Origin of the sequence: Streptomyces sp. NPDC048751 (genome assembly GCF_043198595.1) — a bacterium.
In the GTDB taxonomy this organism is placed as follows: domain Bacteria; phylum Actinomycetota; class Actinomycetes; order Streptomycetales; family Streptomycetaceae; genus Streptomyces.
This window is the reverse complement of the sequence record NZ_JBICUX010000021.1, coordinates 1-14,673: the sequence shown is the minus strand read 5'-3', so window position 1 is coordinate 14,673 and position 14,673 is coordinate 1. Positions and strand designations below refer to the sequence as shown.

The 14,673-nt window shown below is 69.6% G+C and carries 13 protein-coding genes; 10 read left to right on the top strand and 3 right to left on the bottom strand.

Annotated features, from left to right (window positions below; all coding sequences use genetic code 11):
- Window positions 1–272 precede the first annotated feature (272 nt).
- Together eccD and ACGFNV_RS41610 are read left to right on the top strand one after the other, a co-directional pair.
- The gene (gene eccD, locus ACGFNV_RS41615; protein WP_393630395.1) at window positions 273–1,778 is read left to right on the top strand and encodes a type VII secretion integral membrane protein EccD; all 1,506 of its coding nucleotides are present in this window, start codon (window positions 273–275) and stop codon (window positions 1,776–1,778) included.
- Window positions 1,779–1,904: 126 nt separating this feature from the next.
- Entirely contained in the window at window positions 1,905–3,455 is a 1,551-nt protein-coding gene (locus tag ACGFNV_RS41610) for a PQQ-binding-like beta-propeller repeat protein (protein WP_393630238.1), read from the top strand.
- A gap of 72 nt (window positions 3,456–3,527) precedes the next feature.
- Here ACGFNV_RS41610 and ACGFNV_RS41605 read toward each other — a convergent pair whose 3' ends face one another.
- The gene (locus tag ACGFNV_RS41605; protein WP_133930345.1) at window positions 3,528–3,821 is read right to left on the bottom strand and encodes a DUF397 domain-containing protein; all 294 of its coding nucleotides are present in this window, start codon (window positions 3,819–3,821) and stop codon (window positions 3,528–3,530) included.
- 265 nt (window positions 3,822–4,086) lie between these two features.
- Here ACGFNV_RS41605 and rpsO point away from each other — a divergent pair, with 265 nt between their 5' ends.
- From rpsO to ACGFNV_RS41580, 5 genes are all read left to right on the top strand, one after another.
- On the top strand, window positions 4,087–4,374 hold the full coding sequence (gene rpsO, locus ACGFNV_RS41600) for a 30S ribosomal protein S15 (protein WP_020138875.1): 288 nt from the start codon (window positions 4,087–4,089) through the stop codon (window positions 4,372–4,374).
- Between the two features lie 350 nt (window positions 4,375–4,724).
- Window positions 4,725–6,971 carry a polyribonucleotide nucleotidyltransferase gene (locus tag ACGFNV_RS41595; protein WP_393630236.1) on the top strand — a complete coding sequence of 749 codons (2,247 nt, stop codon included), beginning with the start codon at window positions 4,725–4,727 and terminating at the stop codon, window positions 6,969–6,971.
- Window positions 6,968–8,347, top strand: a complete 1,380-nt coding sequence (locus ACGFNV_RS41590) for a M16 family metallopeptidase (protein ID WP_393630234.1) — start codon at window positions 6,968–6,970, stop codon at window positions 8,345–8,347. The genes ACGFNV_RS41595 and ACGFNV_RS41590 overlap by 4 nt, the downstream gene beginning before the upstream one ends.
- A 26-nt stretch (window positions 8,348–8,373) precedes the next feature.
- Entirely contained in the window at window positions 8,374–9,126 is a 753-nt protein-coding gene (dapB, locus tag ACGFNV_RS41585; protein ID WP_393630232.1) for a 4-hydroxy-tetrahydrodipicolinate reductase, read from the top strand.
- Window positions 9,127–9,139: 13 nt separating this feature from the next.
- Complete coding sequence (locus ACGFNV_RS41580) at window positions 9,140–9,583, top strand: hypothetical protein (RefSeq protein WP_393630230.1); 444 nt, start codon at window positions 9,140–9,142, stop codon at window positions 9,581–9,583.
- Window positions 9,584–9,656: 73 nt separating this feature from the next.
- Here ACGFNV_RS41580 and ACGFNV_RS41575 read toward each other — a convergent pair whose 3' ends face one another.
- Window positions 9,657–10,208 carry a hypothetical protein gene (locus tag ACGFNV_RS41575; RefSeq protein WP_393630229.1) on the bottom strand — a complete coding sequence of 184 codons (552 nt, stop codon included), beginning with the start codon at window positions 10,206–10,208 and terminating at the stop codon, window positions 9,657–9,659.
- A 101-nt stretch (window positions 10,209–10,309) separates the two neighbouring features.
- Window positions 10,310–10,549 (bottom strand): hypothetical protein, encoded by a 240-nt coding sequence (locus ACGFNV_RS41570; protein ID WP_393630227.1) that lies wholly within the window; start codon window positions 10,547–10,549, stop codon window positions 10,310–10,312.
- A gap of 179 nt (window positions 10,550–10,728) precedes the next feature.
- On the opposite strand from ACGFNV_RS41570, the gene thyX reads away from it, so the two are divergent.
- The 3 genes from thyX (at window position 10,729) to ACGFNV_RS41555 (ending at window position 14,394) form a co-directional block, all read left to right on the top strand.
- Window positions 10,729–11,469 carry an FAD-dependent thymidylate synthase gene (gene thyX / locus ACGFNV_RS41565; RefSeq protein ID WP_393630225.1) on the top strand — a complete coding sequence of 247 codons (741 nt, stop codon included), beginning with the start codon at window positions 10,729–10,731 and terminating at the stop codon, window positions 11,467–11,469.
- A 210-nt stretch (window positions 11,470–11,679) separates the two neighbouring features.
- Window positions 11,680–12,579, top strand: a complete 900-nt coding sequence (gene dapA / locus ACGFNV_RS41560; RefSeq protein WP_393630224.1) for a 4-hydroxy-tetrahydrodipicolinate synthase — start codon at window positions 11,680–11,682, stop codon at window positions 12,577–12,579.
- Window positions 12,580–12,708: 129 nt separating this feature from the next.
- Window positions 12,709–14,394: a ribonuclease J gene (locus tag ACGFNV_RS41555; RefSeq protein WP_393630222.1), complete on the top strand. Its 1,686-nt coding sequence runs from the start codon at window positions 12,709–12,711 to the stop codon at window positions 14,392–14,394.
- The last annotated feature ends 279 nt before the right edge of the window (window positions 14,395–14,673 follow it).

Sequence of the window (14,673 nt, the reverse complement as noted above, 5' to 3'; positions counted from 1 at the left end):
GGAGTTCGTCCGCCACCCCGTGTCGGGCGGACGCAGGCCGCCGCGTGATCCTACTGACTACCCGGGGGACGAGGGGGCGGTAGGGTGCCGGATGTTCGCGTGCGCACAGGGGACTCGGGCCAGTCGGATCGGGGCAAATCGGTCGATCCGGTGAGGTGTGGAACCCCGGCGACGGCGCGTCACGCACCCCGCCCGCAAGCGGCGGAGAGAGCGACGCAGGACCTTCACACCGCAGACGCACAATCATCACTGAGGGGGAGCAGCAGGTGAGCATGACGGCCTCCGCGGCAGCCACCGGGGGAGGCCCCGGTTCCCAAACGCCTTCCGGGGCGGGTACGGGGCTCGGGTTCTGCCGAGTCACGATCGTCGCCCCCGACAGCCGCATCGACGTGGCACTGCCCGACGACATCCCGGTCGCCGACATCTACCCGGAGATCCTCCGGCTCTCCCAGCAGAGCCCCGCCGAGGGCGCCCCCGTCGGCTACCACCTCGTACGCCGGGACGGCACCGTCCTCGACAGCTCCCGCTCGTTCGCCGCCCAGCGCATCCTCGACGGCGAACTGCTCACCCTGCGCCCCTTCTCCGAGTCGCTGCCCCCGGCCGTCTTCGACGACATGTCCGAAGCGGTCGCCTCCGCCGTGACCCGCGCGCACACCCAGTGGAGCGGCGACCTGACGCGCGCCGCCGGCCTCGTCGGGGGAGGTGTCCTGCCGGCCCTGCTCGCCTTCGTGGCGTGGACCGGCGACCCGAGCCACGACATGCACAGCCTGCCCGGCGTCCTCGCCGCGGTCACGGGAATCCTCCTCGTCGTCCTCGCCTGCGTACGCGCCCGGATCTACGACGACCGGGGCTCGGCCGTCGCCCTCGGGCTCGGCGCGCTGCCCAACGTGGCGGTGGCCGGCTCCGGACTGCTCCCGCTCGCCGACGGACAGGGCATCGGCAAACTGCAGTTCCTGCTCGCCTGCGCCGCCGTGCTGCTTGCCTCGGTCCTGCTCACCCTGTGCTCCCCGAGCGGGGACGGCCCCTTCGTCGCCTTCGTCTTCGCCTCCGCCGTCGGTCTGCTCGCGGTCTTCGCGGCCACCCTCGCGCACTGGACGCCCTCCGAGGTCGGCGCGCTGTGCGCCCCGGTCGCCGTGGGAGCCCTCGCCTTCCTGCCGGGCCTGTCCATGCGCTTCGCCCGCCTTCCGATCGGCTTCGACCCGCCAAACAGCGCCCCGCGCAGCGCGTACGGCGCCGAACCCGCCCCGCAGGAGCCGGTCGACGCCGACCGCGTCGCCGCTCAGGCCCGGCGCGGTCACGAACTCCTGGTCGGCCTGGTCGGCGGCTGCGCGGTCGTCGCGGTCGGCGCCTCGACGGTCCTCGGCTTCTCCGACGGCGTCTGGGCCCAGCTGCTCGCCCTCGCGACCGGCGTCGCGCTGCTGATGCGCGCCCACCTGTTCCGGTACACGGCCCAGGTCGCCCCGGTCCTGGGCGCCGGTCTGGCCTCCCTGGTGCTGCTCGGCCTCGGCCTCGCGCTCAACCCGCCGCACGCGCTGATCCGCGAGGCGCTCACGGGCGACCGTACCGACCTCGACATCCGTACGATCTGGCTCGTCGCCGCCATCGCCGCGGCGGCCGCGATCGTCACCGCGGTCGGTCTGATCGTCTCGCGGGGCGGCCTCACGCCGTTCTGGGGACGCTTCCTGGAGATCGCCGAGGGCTTCGTGCTGCTGACCCTGGTACCGCTCGCGCTGGCCGTCTTCGACGTGTACGCGACGGCCCGGTCGATGACGAGCTGACGGACCGCCCCGTATTGACGGACCGCCCGGTACAGGCGGGCCGCCCCGTACGGACGGACCGCCCCGTACGGACGGACCGCCCCGTACGCATTGGCCATAGTCGGTGAAAGAAAGGGAACCCCGAGCGTGAGCTTCGGCCCGCCGCCTTCCATATACACCCAGTCCACCGTGTCGGCGGACCAGCAGCGCAGGAAGAAGCGGCGCAGGACGCTGCTCGGCGCGGTCGCCGTCGTCGTGGTCGCCGCACTGGGCGCGGGCGCGCTGCTGCTGTCCGGCGCCCTGGACCAGGACTCCAAGACGTCCGCCAAGCCGTTGGCCGCCACCGGGCAGGGCCGCCTCGACGTCCGGGAGACGGTCGAGAAGCGGCCCGCGAGCACCACCAGCACCATGGGCTTCCGCTTCTCCACCGACGACATGAGCGCCGGTGAGCAGTACGAGATGCCCGGCATGTGGGCGACGGACAAGATCCTCGCCAAGGGCATCAACCGATCGGTCGTCGGGCTCGCCGTCGGCACCGACGCCTCACCCGGCGACGAGCGCTGGAAGCTCCAGTTCACCGGCCCGATCTGCGGTTACACGGACCACGTGACCGGTGAGAACCGTACGGCCGTCCTGTTCAAGGGGAGCCAGGACGAGGACGCCCTCTGCGACCACGTGGCGTTCTTCGACCTCGACGACGGCCACAAGATCTGGGAGCATCGGATCCCGGTCTCGCGCGTCGGCAACAGCAAGGGCACGCCCGAGAACGACGCCCTCCAGGACGACCCCAGCGTCACCGTGACCCGCGCCACCGTCGCCGTCACCTGGGGCGGCGGCTCCGACGCCTACGACATGGACCACGGCCGCCGACTCTGGAGTACGAAGACCACCGGCAACTGCAAGGACGACGGCGCCGCCGGCGGAGGGGCCCTGCTCATCCGGGTCTCGTGCCGGCACGACGGCAAGCCCGCAGACTCCTGGGAGTCCCTCACCTACAAGGTGCGCGCTGTCGACCCGCGCACCGGCCGGACCAAGTGGACCTACTCCGCCGCGACCGGCGTCCGCGACGTCAAGGTGCCGTCCACCGATCCGCCCGTCCTCGCCGTCGCGGCCGGCGACACCGGGTACACCGAACTGCTCTCCCTCGACGGCAAGGGCGAGAACCGCGCCACGATCCGCCTGCAGAACGGACAGTACGTCGGCGACTGCAACTTCGAGAACGACTACCTCGTCATCGACGACTGCCCGACCATCCCGGTCGGCGGCGGCCAGGTCTTCCTCAGGAGCAAGGACTCGGACGACGCCCTGCACCCCTCCAACTGGATCGTCGGCTTCGACCTGGCCACCGGGAACACCACGAAGAAGTTCGAGTCCGGCCCCAACGAGACGCTCCGCCCGATCCGCACGAGCGGCGGACAGCTCCTCGCCCTCCGTCTGAGCAGCGACCGCATCGCACCCATGGGACTGGTCAGCCTGGACCCCGAGACGGGCAAGGAGACGCCGTACTTCTACTTCGGCCTGCCCCTGGAGGCCGAGAACTTCACGATCATCGACTCCAACGACGTCCTGGTGCAGGACGGAAGGCTCTACTTCGGCGCCAAGCAGGCCAACGGCCCCGCGAAACAGGGCGAGAAGGAGTGGACGCTGATGGTGCTGGGCATCGAGAGCGCGGCACGCAGGACGGGCACGGCGCAGTGAGAAAGGGGGACCGGCACTGACCGGTCCCCCTGAACAACCAACCCGCGGCGTACGTCACCCGGCCGCGAGCCGTCACTCCGCCGCGAGGCCCCCGTTGTGCGGCGCAGGCTCCAGGTCGAACTCCCCGTCCCGCGCCCCCAGCACGAACGCCCGCCACTCCGCCTCCGTGTAGCGCAGCACCGTGTCCGGGTCGAGCGACGACCGCATGGCCACGGCACCCTCGGGGAGGTAGGCGATCTCGACCCGCTCCTCGTGCTCCTCCGTACCGGGCGCGCACAGCCACTCGACGCCGGAGATGTCGAGCGCGTACAGCTCGTCCCGCTCCCGCTCCTTGCGTGCCTTGGTCTCCGCTTCCGTCTCCGCCATGCCCCAGCGACCCCTTCCCGACGTAAGAACGATCCGAGCGCTCACCCTAGTGGCCCCGCGCGCGCCGGCCCGGGGCTTCGGGGAGCCGGGCGAAGGTGCCCACCTGTGCCTGGTACCCTGAGTGACGGCCGTTTGTGTACGCACCCCCGGAGCCCCGCGCTCTGGAGGCCGCGCCCAGCGGATCCCCGCCTCCCGAGTAACGGAAGCTCCCCCGAGACAAAGACCGGGGGCACTCGGTGGCATCCAAAGACTACGAGGAGTACGCGTGTCGCTCGACGCCGCTACGAAGAAGCAGATCATCACCGAGTTCGGTACCAAGGAGGGCGACACCGGCTCCCCCGAGGTCCAGGTCGCGATGCTCTCGCGCCGTATCTCGGACCTGACCGAGCACCTCAAGACCCACAAGCACGACCACCACTCCCGTCGTGGTCTGCTGATCCTGGTCGGTCAGCGTCGCCGCCTGCTGCAGTACCTCGCCAAGAAGGACATCCAGCGCTTCCGTACGCTGGTCGACCGCCTCGGCATCCGCCGTGGTGCTGCGGGCGCCAAGTAAGACGTAGTGCAGGGGGAGCGGTTCCCGGCGGATCGGGGGCCGCTCCCTTTGCCGTGCGTGGGGATGCCGCACGTGGGGAAACGTGCGGAGTGTCACCCACGCTTTGTAGTGTGGTAGCACAACGCAATACGCACGACACAGATCACGCACCACACAGATCACGTACGACAGTGAACGAGGAGAAGCGCGCCTAGCCGCCGCCGGTCCTCGGTAGTGGCCCCCGGGCGTCAGAGCCCCGGGTGCTTCGATCGAAGACCGGCCCGCACCGATGGAGCGCTTCTCCGCCACCGTCCCCCTGCCACACGGGCAGCCGCGGGACAAAAGACGACAAAGTAATGGAGAAAACGCTAGTGGAGAACGAGACCCACTACGCCGAGGCCGTCATCGACAACGGCGCTTTCGGTACCCGCACCATCCGCTTCGAGACGGGCCGCCTGGCCAAGCAGGCCGCCGGCTCCGCCGTGGCGTACCTGGACGACGACACCATGGTGCTGTCGGCCACCACCGCCTCCAAGAACCCCAAGGACCAGCTCGACTTCTTCCCCCTGACGGTGGACGTCGAGGAGCGGATGTACGCCGCCGGCAAGATCCCCGGCAGCTTCTTCCGCCGTGAGGGCCGCCCCTCCGAGGACGCCATCCTCACCTGCCGCCTCATCGACCGCCCGCTGCGCCCGTCCTTCAAGAAGGGCCTGCGCAACGAGATCCAGGTCGTCGCCACGATCATGGCGCTCAACCCCGACCACCTGTACGACGTCGTCGCGATCAACGCCGCGTCCGCGTCCACCCAGCTGGCCGGCCTGCCCTTCTCCGGCCCGATCGGCGGCGTCCGCGTCGCGCTGATCAACGGCCAGTGGGTCGCGTTCCCGACGCACACCGAGCTCGAAGACGCGGTCTTCGACATGGTCGTCGCGGGCCGCGCCCTGGAGGACGGCGACGTCGCGATCATGATGGTCGAGGCCGAGGCCACCGAGAAGACCATCCAGCTGGTCAAGGGCGGCGCCGAGGCGCCGACCGAGGAGGTCGTCGCCGCCGGTCTTGAAGCCGCGAAGCCCTTCATCAAGGTGCTCTGCAAGGCCCAGGCCGACCTTGCTGCGAAGGCCGCCAAGCCGACCGGCGAGTTCCCGATCTTCCTCGACTACCAGGACGACGTCCTGGAGGCGCTCTCCGCCGCCGTCCGCCCCGAGCTCGCCCAGGCGCTGACCATCGCGGGCAAGCAGGAGCGCGAGTCCGAGCTGGACCGCGTCAAGGCGCTCGCCGCCGAGAAGCTCCTGCCGGAGTTCGAGGGCCGCGAGAAGGAGATCTCCGCCGCGTACCGCTCCCTGACCAAGCAGCTCGTCCGCGAGCGCGTGATCAAGGAGAAGAAGCGCATCGACGGCCGCGGTGTCACCGACATCCGCACGCTCGCCGCCGAAGTCGAGGCCATCCCGCGGGTGCACGGCTCCGCGGTGTTCGAGCGTGGCGAGACCCAGATCCTGGGCGTCACCACCCTCAACATGCTCCGCATGGAGCAGCAGCTGGACACCCTCTCCCCGGTGACCCGCAAGCGCTACATGCACAACTACAACTTCCCGCCGTACTCCACCGGCGAGACCGGCCGCGTCGGCTCCCCGAAGCGCCGCGAGATCGGCCATGGCGCTCTCGCCGAGCGCGCCCTCGTGCCGGTCCTGCCGACCCGCGAGGAGTTCCCCTACGCGATCCGCCAGGTCTCCGAGGCGCTGAGCTCCAACGGCTCGACGTCCATGGGCTCCGTGTGCGCCTCCACCATGTCGCTGCTGAACGCCGGTGTGCCGCTGAAGGCCCCCGTCGCCGGTATCGCCATGGGCCTGATCTCCCAGGAGATCGACGGCGAGACGCACTACGTCACCCTCACCGACATCCTCGGTGCGGAGGACGCCTTCGGCGACATGGACTTCAAGGTCGCCGGCACCAAGGAGTTCGTCACCGCCCTCCAGCTCGACACCAAGCTGGACGGCATCCCCGCCTCCGTCCTGGCCGCCGCCCTCAAGCAGGCCCGTGACGCCCGCCTCCACATCCTCGACGTGATGATGGAAGCGATCGACACGCCGGACGAGATGTCCCCCAACGCGCCGCGGATCATCACCGTGAAGATCCCGGTCGACAAGATCGGCGAGGTCATCGGCCCCAAGGGCAAGATGATCAACCAGATCCAGGAGGACACGGGCGCCGAGATCACCATCGAGGACGACGGCACCATCTACATCGGTGCCGCCGACGGCCCCTCCGCGGAGGCCGCCCGTACGACGATCAACGGCATCGCCAACCCGACGATGCCCGAGGTCGGCGAGCGCTACCTGGGTACGGTCGTCAAGACCACCACCTTCGGAGCGTTCGTGTCGCTGCTCCCCGGCAAGGACGGTCTGCTGCACATCTCGCAGATCCGCAAGCTGGCCGGCGGCAAGCGCGTGGAGAACGTCGAGGACGTGGTCGGCGTGGGCGCCAAGGTCCAGGTCGAGATCGCCGAGATCGACTCCCGCGGCAAGCTTTCCCTGATCCCCGTGATCGAGGGCGAGGAAACTGCATCCAACAGCGGCTCCGCCGCGGGCTCTGACGAGCAGAAGGACGACACCGACAAGTGACGTCGAGCAGCTCCAAGGCGACGGCCCGCACCTCCACGGAGGCGCGGGCCGTCGCCCGTACCCAAACCCTCATCAAGGGCGAGAACGGCATCGGCACGGTCCGCAAGACCACCCTCCCCGGCGGCCTGCGCATCGTCACCGAAACGCTCCCGTCGGTCCGCTCCGCCACCTTCGGCATCTGGGCACACGTCGGCTCCCGCGACGAGACCCCGGCCCTGAACGGCGCCACGCACTACCTCGAGCACCTGCTCTTCAAGGGCACCTCGCGGCGCAGCGCCCTCGACATCTCCTCCGCCATCGACGCGGTCGGCGGCGAGATGAACGCGTTCACGGCGAAGGAGTACACCTGCTACTACGCGCGCGTACTCGACACCGACCTGCCGCTCGCCATAGACGTCGTCTGTGACATGCTCACGGGCTCCCTCATCCTCGAAGAGGACGTCAACGTCGAGCGCGGCGCGATCCTCGAAGAGATCGCCATGACCGAGGACGACCCGGGCGACTGCGTGCACGACCTGTTCGCGCAGACCATGTTCGGCGACAACCCCCTCGGGCGCCCCGTCCTCGGCACCGTCGACACGGTCAACGCCCTCACCGCCGACCGCATCCGCCGCTTCTACAAGAAGCACTACGACCCCACCCACCTCGTCGTCGCGGCCGCCGGCAACATCGACCACACCAGGGTCGTACGACAGGTCCGCGCGGCCTTCGAGAAGGCGGGCGCCCTCACGAACCACGGCGCCGCCCCCATCGCCCCGCGCGAGGGCAAGCGCGCCCTGCGCACCGCCGGCCGTGTCGACCTGATCGGCCGCAAGACCGAGCAGGCGCACGTCGTCCTCGGCATGCCCGGCCTGTCCCGCACGGACGACCGCCGCTGGGCGCTCGGCGTCCTGAACACCGCCCTCGGCGGCGGCATGTCCTCGCGGCTCTTCCAGGAGGTCCGCGAGAAGCGCGGCCTGGCCTACAGCGTGTACTCGTACACCTCGGGCTTCGCCGACTGCGGACTGTTCGGTGTGTACGCGGGCTGCCGCCCGAGCCAGGTGCACGACGTGCTGAAGATCTGCCGCGACGAACTCGACCACGTCGCCGAGCACGGCCTGTCCGACGACGAGATCGGCCGTGCCATCGGCCAGCTCCAGGGCTCCACCGTCCTCGGCCTCGAGGACACCGGTGCGCTCATGAACCGCATCGGCAAGAGTGAGCTGTGCTGGGGCGAGCAGATGTCCGTCGACGACATGCTGGCCCGGATAGCCGCCGTGACCCCGGACGAGGTCCGCTCCGTCGCCCGCGCCATCCTGGGACAGCGTCCGTCGCTGTCGGTCATCGGCCCGCTCAAGGACAAGCAGGCCTCCCGGCTGCACGACGCGGTCGCCTAACTCACTCCCGTAAGGAAGCACAACAGATGAGCAAGCTGCGTGTGGCGGTCCTCGGCGCCAAGGGCCGGATCGGGTCCGAGGCGGTACGAGCGGTCGAGGCCGCCGAGGACATGGAGCTGGTGGCCGCCCTGGGCAGGGGCGACAAGCTTGAGGTGCTGGCGGAGACCGGCGCCCAGGTCGCGGTCGAACTGACCACGCCGGCCTCGGTCATGGACAACCTCGAGTTCTGCGTAGGGCACGGCATCCACGCCGTCGTCGGCACGACGGGCTGGACCGACGAGCGCCTCGCGCAGCTGGGCGGCTGGCTCGCCGAGTCCCCGCAGACGGGCGTGCTCATCGCCCCGAACTTCTCCATCGGGGCCGTCCTGACCATGAAGTTCGCGCAGATCGCGGCGCCGTACTTCGAGTCCGTCGAAGTCGTCGAGCTGCACCACCCGAACAAGGTGGACGCTCCGTCCGGCACCGCCACGCGCACCGCCCAGCTCATCGCCGAGGCCCGCCGCGCGGCCGGCACCGCCCCGGCACCGGACGCCACGGCCACGGCCCTGGACGGCGCCCGGGGCGCGGACGTCGACGGCGTCCCGGTGCACGCCGTCCGCCTGCGCGGACTGCTGGCCCACCAGGAGGTCCTGCTGGGCGGCGAGGGCGAGACCCTGACCGTCCGCCACGACTCCCTGCACCACAGCAGCTTCATGCCGGGCATCCTGCTGGGCGCCCGCCGCGTGGTGACCACTCCGGGCCTGACGTTCGGCCTGGAACACTTCCTGGACCTGAACTGAGCCCCTGACAGCCATGCGCGCGAAGCTCTCCTACGCCCTCACGGCCGCCGTCCTGGTCTTCTACTTCGTCCTGGTCGGCAGCCGCGGTGTCATGCTCATCCAGTCGGGCACGCTCATCACCGTCACCTTCGGTGTGGCGGTGCTGATCCTGCCGGTCATCGGCGTGTGGTTCCTGTGGAAGAACACCCAGTTCGTCCGCAGGGCCAACGCGCTCGCCGCCGAACTCGACGCCGAGGGCGGCCTGCCCGTCGACGAACTGCGGCGCACCCCGAGCGGCCGTGTCGACCGCGACTCGGCGGACGAGGTCTTCGCCCGGCGCAAGGCCGAGACGGAGGCGGCGCCCGACGACTGGCGCGCCTGGTTCCGCCTCGCCGTCGCCTATCACGACGCCCGCGACACCCCGCGCGCCCGCAAGGCGATGCAGCGGGCGATCACCCTGCACCAGACCTCGCACTGACCCTCGCACCGACAACCGTCGGGGCCCGGTCCGCACAGGCGGACCGGGCCCCGACACGTCAACAGGCGGTGACTCAGCCCCGCCCGTGTTCGTGGGCCCAGGCCTCCACCGCGTCCGCCGCCCGTTCGAACGCCGCCGGGCGTCCCAGGAAGTCGGCGCCGTGCGTGGACAGCATCGGCAGCGCGTCCTGCCGGTCGCCGCGTACGAGGGTCAGCGCCTGCCCTTGCACCGTGCGCGGCAGACCCAGCCAGCGCACCGGCTGCTGGACGGTCCGCACGGCGGTCACGCGGTCCCAGGGCACCGACCGCGTGACGAAGAAGCCCACCTGGCGCACTCCGCGTGCGCTGACCCAGACGCCCATGCGCAGCAGGCGCAGGGAGGCGGCGATGACCAGTAGCGCGATGCCGAAGACCGCACCGCCCTCGGCCGGCGTGCCGGTCAGCGCGATGATGACGGCGGCGAACAGCACGTACGACGCCAGCAGCAGCCACAGGGCCGCCACGCCCACGCGCCACGGGCCGGGCCGGTAGGGGCGGCGCCAGCGGGCGCGGTCGTCGAAGGGCAACGCGATGTCGTCCTCCGCCGCCTCGAAGGTGCGGTCGGCCGTCAGGAAGGGCAGGGGCACGGCTGGTCCTCACTCAATCCATGCATGGGCTGTGCCCGGTGAGGCTATCCGCCCGTCCCCCCGCTCACCACTTCCGGGGGTCCGTCCGAGTCAGTGGTGGCTCAGTGCCCCTGCGACGCCTGCGACTGCTGTGTCTGCGAGGTCGAGTGGTCGGTCGTCAGCGCCGGCATCCCGACGACCAGGGACCCCACGAGCGCGGCGACGATCGTGAGCCCCCACAGCCAACTCCCGGCTATCTGACTCACCGACGCCCGCTCACGGGGCGGGGGAGTGACATTGCTGCGGAACCTGTCGGCTTCGGCAAGGAAGGCGAACGGAACCGGTTCGCGCCGACGGAACATCGAGGGTCCTGCTCCTCTCGGGTCTCGAAAAAATCACTGTCATCAGCTCAGACGAGCGAGTGCCCCGGATGGTGCCCGCTTTCACCAACTTCGTAGCGGCAAAGTGTCGTCCATCCCCGAATGTGCGCCCCGTAGAGTGGGCGCCGCCCGTGAGAAGCGATGGAAGGACCCTTCGAGCCGTGACCGACACCCCCGCCGACGACCTGAAGCCCAGCTTCCGCAGCGACGTCACCGTCGAGCTGGTCAAGCACAGCGCGGCCGACTCCGACGTGCTGTGGGCCGCTCGCGTCTCCACCGCCGGCGAGCAGTCCCTGGACGAGCTGAAGAAGGACCCGGAGCGCTCCAAGGGCCTGATCAACTACCTGATGCGGGACCGCCACGGCAGCCCCTTCGAGCACAACTCGATGACGTTCTTCATCAGCGCCCCGATCTTCGTCTTCCGCGAGTTCATGCGCCACCGCGTGGGCTGGTCCTACAACGAGGAGAGCGGTCGCTACCGCGAGCTCCAGCCGGTCTTCTACGTCCCCGACGAGTCCCGCAAGCTCGTCCAGGAGGGGCGCCCGGGCAAGTACGTCTTCGTGGAGGGCACCCAGGCCCAGCAGGAACTGGTCGGGCGCGTCATGGAGGACTCCTACCGCCAGGCCTACGAGTCCTACCAGGAGATGCTCGCCGCCGGTGTCGCCCGCGAGGTGGCCCGCGCGGTCCTCCCGGTCGGGCTCTTCTCCTCGATGTACGCCACCTGCAACGCGCGCTCGCTGATGCACTTCCTCGGCCTGCGCACCCAGCACGAGCTCGCCAAGGTCCCGTCCTTCCCGCAGCGGGAGATCGAGATGGTGGGCGAGAAGATGGAGGCCGAGTGGGCCCGGCTCATGCCGCTCACCCACGCCGCCTTCAACGCCAACGGCCGGGTCGCGCCGTAGCGCACACCGCTGCCCCGTCCGGTACAGATGTACGGATCAGCCGCTTGAAGTGTCCGTATTGCGGCATTTGCAGAAGTTCATCTAGTCTCATCAAACGGACCCGGCACTGCTTGAACCCCCGAGCAGGCAGTGCCGGGTTCCATCTTTGTCCGGACTTTTCGCACCCCCCGAGGGCAGACCCCGCGTTGAGCAACGAGTAGCGTGTAACCCATGGCTCCGACCTCCACTCCGCAGACCCCCTTCGGGCGGGTCCTCACCGCCATGGTCACGCCCTTCACGGCGGACGGCGCACTCGACCTCGACGGCGCTCAGCGGCTCGCCACCCACCTGGTGGACGCAGGCAACGACGGCCTGATCATCAACGGCACCACCGGCGAGTCCCCCACCACCAGCAACGCGGAGAAATCGGACCTCGTACGAGCCGTCCTGGAGGCAGTCGGCGACCGTGCCCATGTCGTGGCCGGAGTCGGCACCAACGACACCCACCACAGCATCGAGCTGGCGCGCGCAGCGCAGAAGGTGGGCGCACACGGCCTCCTGATCGTCACCCCGTACTACAACAAGCCTCCACAGGAGGGCCTGTACCGGCACTTCACGGCCGTCGCCGACGCCGCCGAGCTGCCGGTCATGCTCTACGACATCCCCGGCCGCAGCGGCGTCCCGATCAACACCGAGACGCTCGTCCGCCTCGCCGAGCACCCGCGGATCGTCGCCAACAAGGACGCCAAGGGCGACCTCGGCCGCGCCAGCTGGGCCATCGCCCAGTCCGGCCTCGCCTGGTACTCCGGCGACGACATGCTGAACCTGCCGCTGCTCTCCGTGGGCGCGGTCGGCTTCGTCTCGGTCGTCGGCCACGTCGTCACGCCGGACCTGCGCGCCCTCGTCGACGCGTTCGTCTCGGGCGACGTACAGAAGGCCACCGAGATCCACCAGAAGCTGCTCCCCGTCTACACCGGCATGTTCCGCACCCAGGGCGTCATGACGACGAAGGCCGCGCTCGCCCTCCAGGGCCTGCCCGCCGGTCCGCTGCGCGCACCCATGGTGGGGCTCACGGCCGAGGAGACCGCGCAGCTCAAGATCGATCTTGCCGCCGGCGGGGTACAGCTCTGACATCGGACTTCACAACTGAATAGGCGGGCCACCGGTGCCCGCATCCCACAACGACAACTGCTTCTGCACGAACGTCATGCGCGCCACGTGCCCTACCGGTACGTGGCGCGCATGGTTGAGGAGAGTCTTTTGAGTCATCCGCATCCTGAACTCGGCCCGCCCCCGCCGCTCCCCGAAGGAGGCCTGAGGGTCACCCCCCTCGGCGGCCTCGGAGAGATCGGCCGAAACATGACCGTCTTCGAGTACGGCGGCCGTCTGCTGATCGTCGACTGCGGCGTGCTCTTCCCCGAGGAGGAGCAACCCGGAATCGACCTGATCCTGCCGGACTTCTCGTCCGTCAGGGACCGCCTCGACGACATCGAGGGCATCGTCCTCACGCACGGCCACGAGGACCACATCGGCGGCGTCCCGTTCCTCCTGCGCGAGAAGCCGGACATCCCGCTGATCGGCTCCAAGCTGACCCTGGCGCTCATCGAGGCGAAGCTCCAGGAGCACCGCATCCGCCCGTACACCCTCGAAGTCGCCGAGGGGAACCGCGAGCGCATCGGCCCCTTCGACTGCGAGTTCGTCGCGGTCAACCACTCCATCCCCGACGCCCTGGCCGTCGCCATCCGCACCCCCGCGGGCATGGCGGTCCACACCGGCGACTTCAAGATGGACCAGCTCCCGCTGGACAACCGCCTCACGGACCTCCACGCGTTCGCACGGCTGAGTGAGGAGGGCATCGACCTGCTGCTCTCCGACTCGACGAACGCCGAGGTCCCGGGGTTCGTGCCGCCCGAGCGGGACATCTCCAACGTCCTGCGCCAGGTCTTCGGGAGCGCCCGCAAGCGGATCATCGTGGCGAGCTTCGCCAGCCACGTCCACCGCATCCAGCAGATTCTGGACGCGGCGCACGAGTACGGCCGCAGGGTCGCCTTCGTCGGCCGCTCGATGGTCCGCAACATGGGCATCGCGCGCGACCTCGGCTACCTGCGCGTGCCGCCAGGCCTGGTCGTGGACGTCAAGACGCTCGACGACCTCCAGGACCACGAGGTGGTCCTGGTCTGCACCGGCTCCCAGGGCGAACCGATGGCCGCGCTGTCCCGCATGGCCAACCGGGACCACCAGATCCGCATCGTCGAGGGCGACACGGTGATCCTGGCGTCGTCGCTGATCCCCGGCAACGAGAACGCGGTCTACCGCGTGATCAACGGACTGACCCGCTGGGGCGCCAACGTCGTCCACAAGGGCAACGCCAAGGTGCACGTCTCCGGCCACGCGTCCGCGGGCGAGCTCCTGTACTTCTACAACATCTGCCGCCCCAAGAACCTGATGCCGGTCCACGGCGAATGGCGCCACCTGCGCGCCAACGCCGAACTGGGTGCCCTCACCGGTGTCCCGCACGACCGCATCGTCATCGCCGAGGACGGCGTCGTCGTCGACCTCGTCGAGGGCAAGGCGAAGATCTCCGGCAAGGTCCAGGCGGGCTACGTGTACGTCGACGGCCTCTCGGTCGGCGATGTGGGCGAGCCGGCCCTCAAGGACCGGAAGATCCTCGGCGACGAGGGCATCATCTCTGTCTTCGTGGTCATCGACTCGTCGACGGGCAAGATCACGGGCGGCCCGCATGTCCAGGCGCGCGGCTCCGGCATCGAGGACTCCGCCTTCGCCGCTGTGCTCCCGAAGATCACCGAGGTCCTGGAGCGCTCCGCCCAGGACGGCGTGGTCGAGCCCCACCAGCTGCAGCAACTCGTGCGGCGGACCCTGGGCAAGTGGGTCTCGGACACCTATCGACGTCGGCCGATGATCCTGCCGGTCGTCGTGGAGGTCTGACGCCAACTGGGAGCGGGGCGCCTCGATTTGCATCGAGGCGCCCCGCTCCAGTACGTTTACGGCTCCACCCGACGGGGAACCCAGCCACCTCATGCGCTGGAACCAGTCCCCCGGTGGGGGTGGAAATTCCGACTCAGAACTTCTGATAAAGTCGGAAGCGCCGGAAAGGGAAACGCGAGAGCGGGAACCTGGAAAGCACCGAGGAAATCGGATCGGAAAAAGATCTGATAGAGTCGGAAACGCAAGACCGAAGGGAAGCGCCCGGAGGAAAGCCTGAGA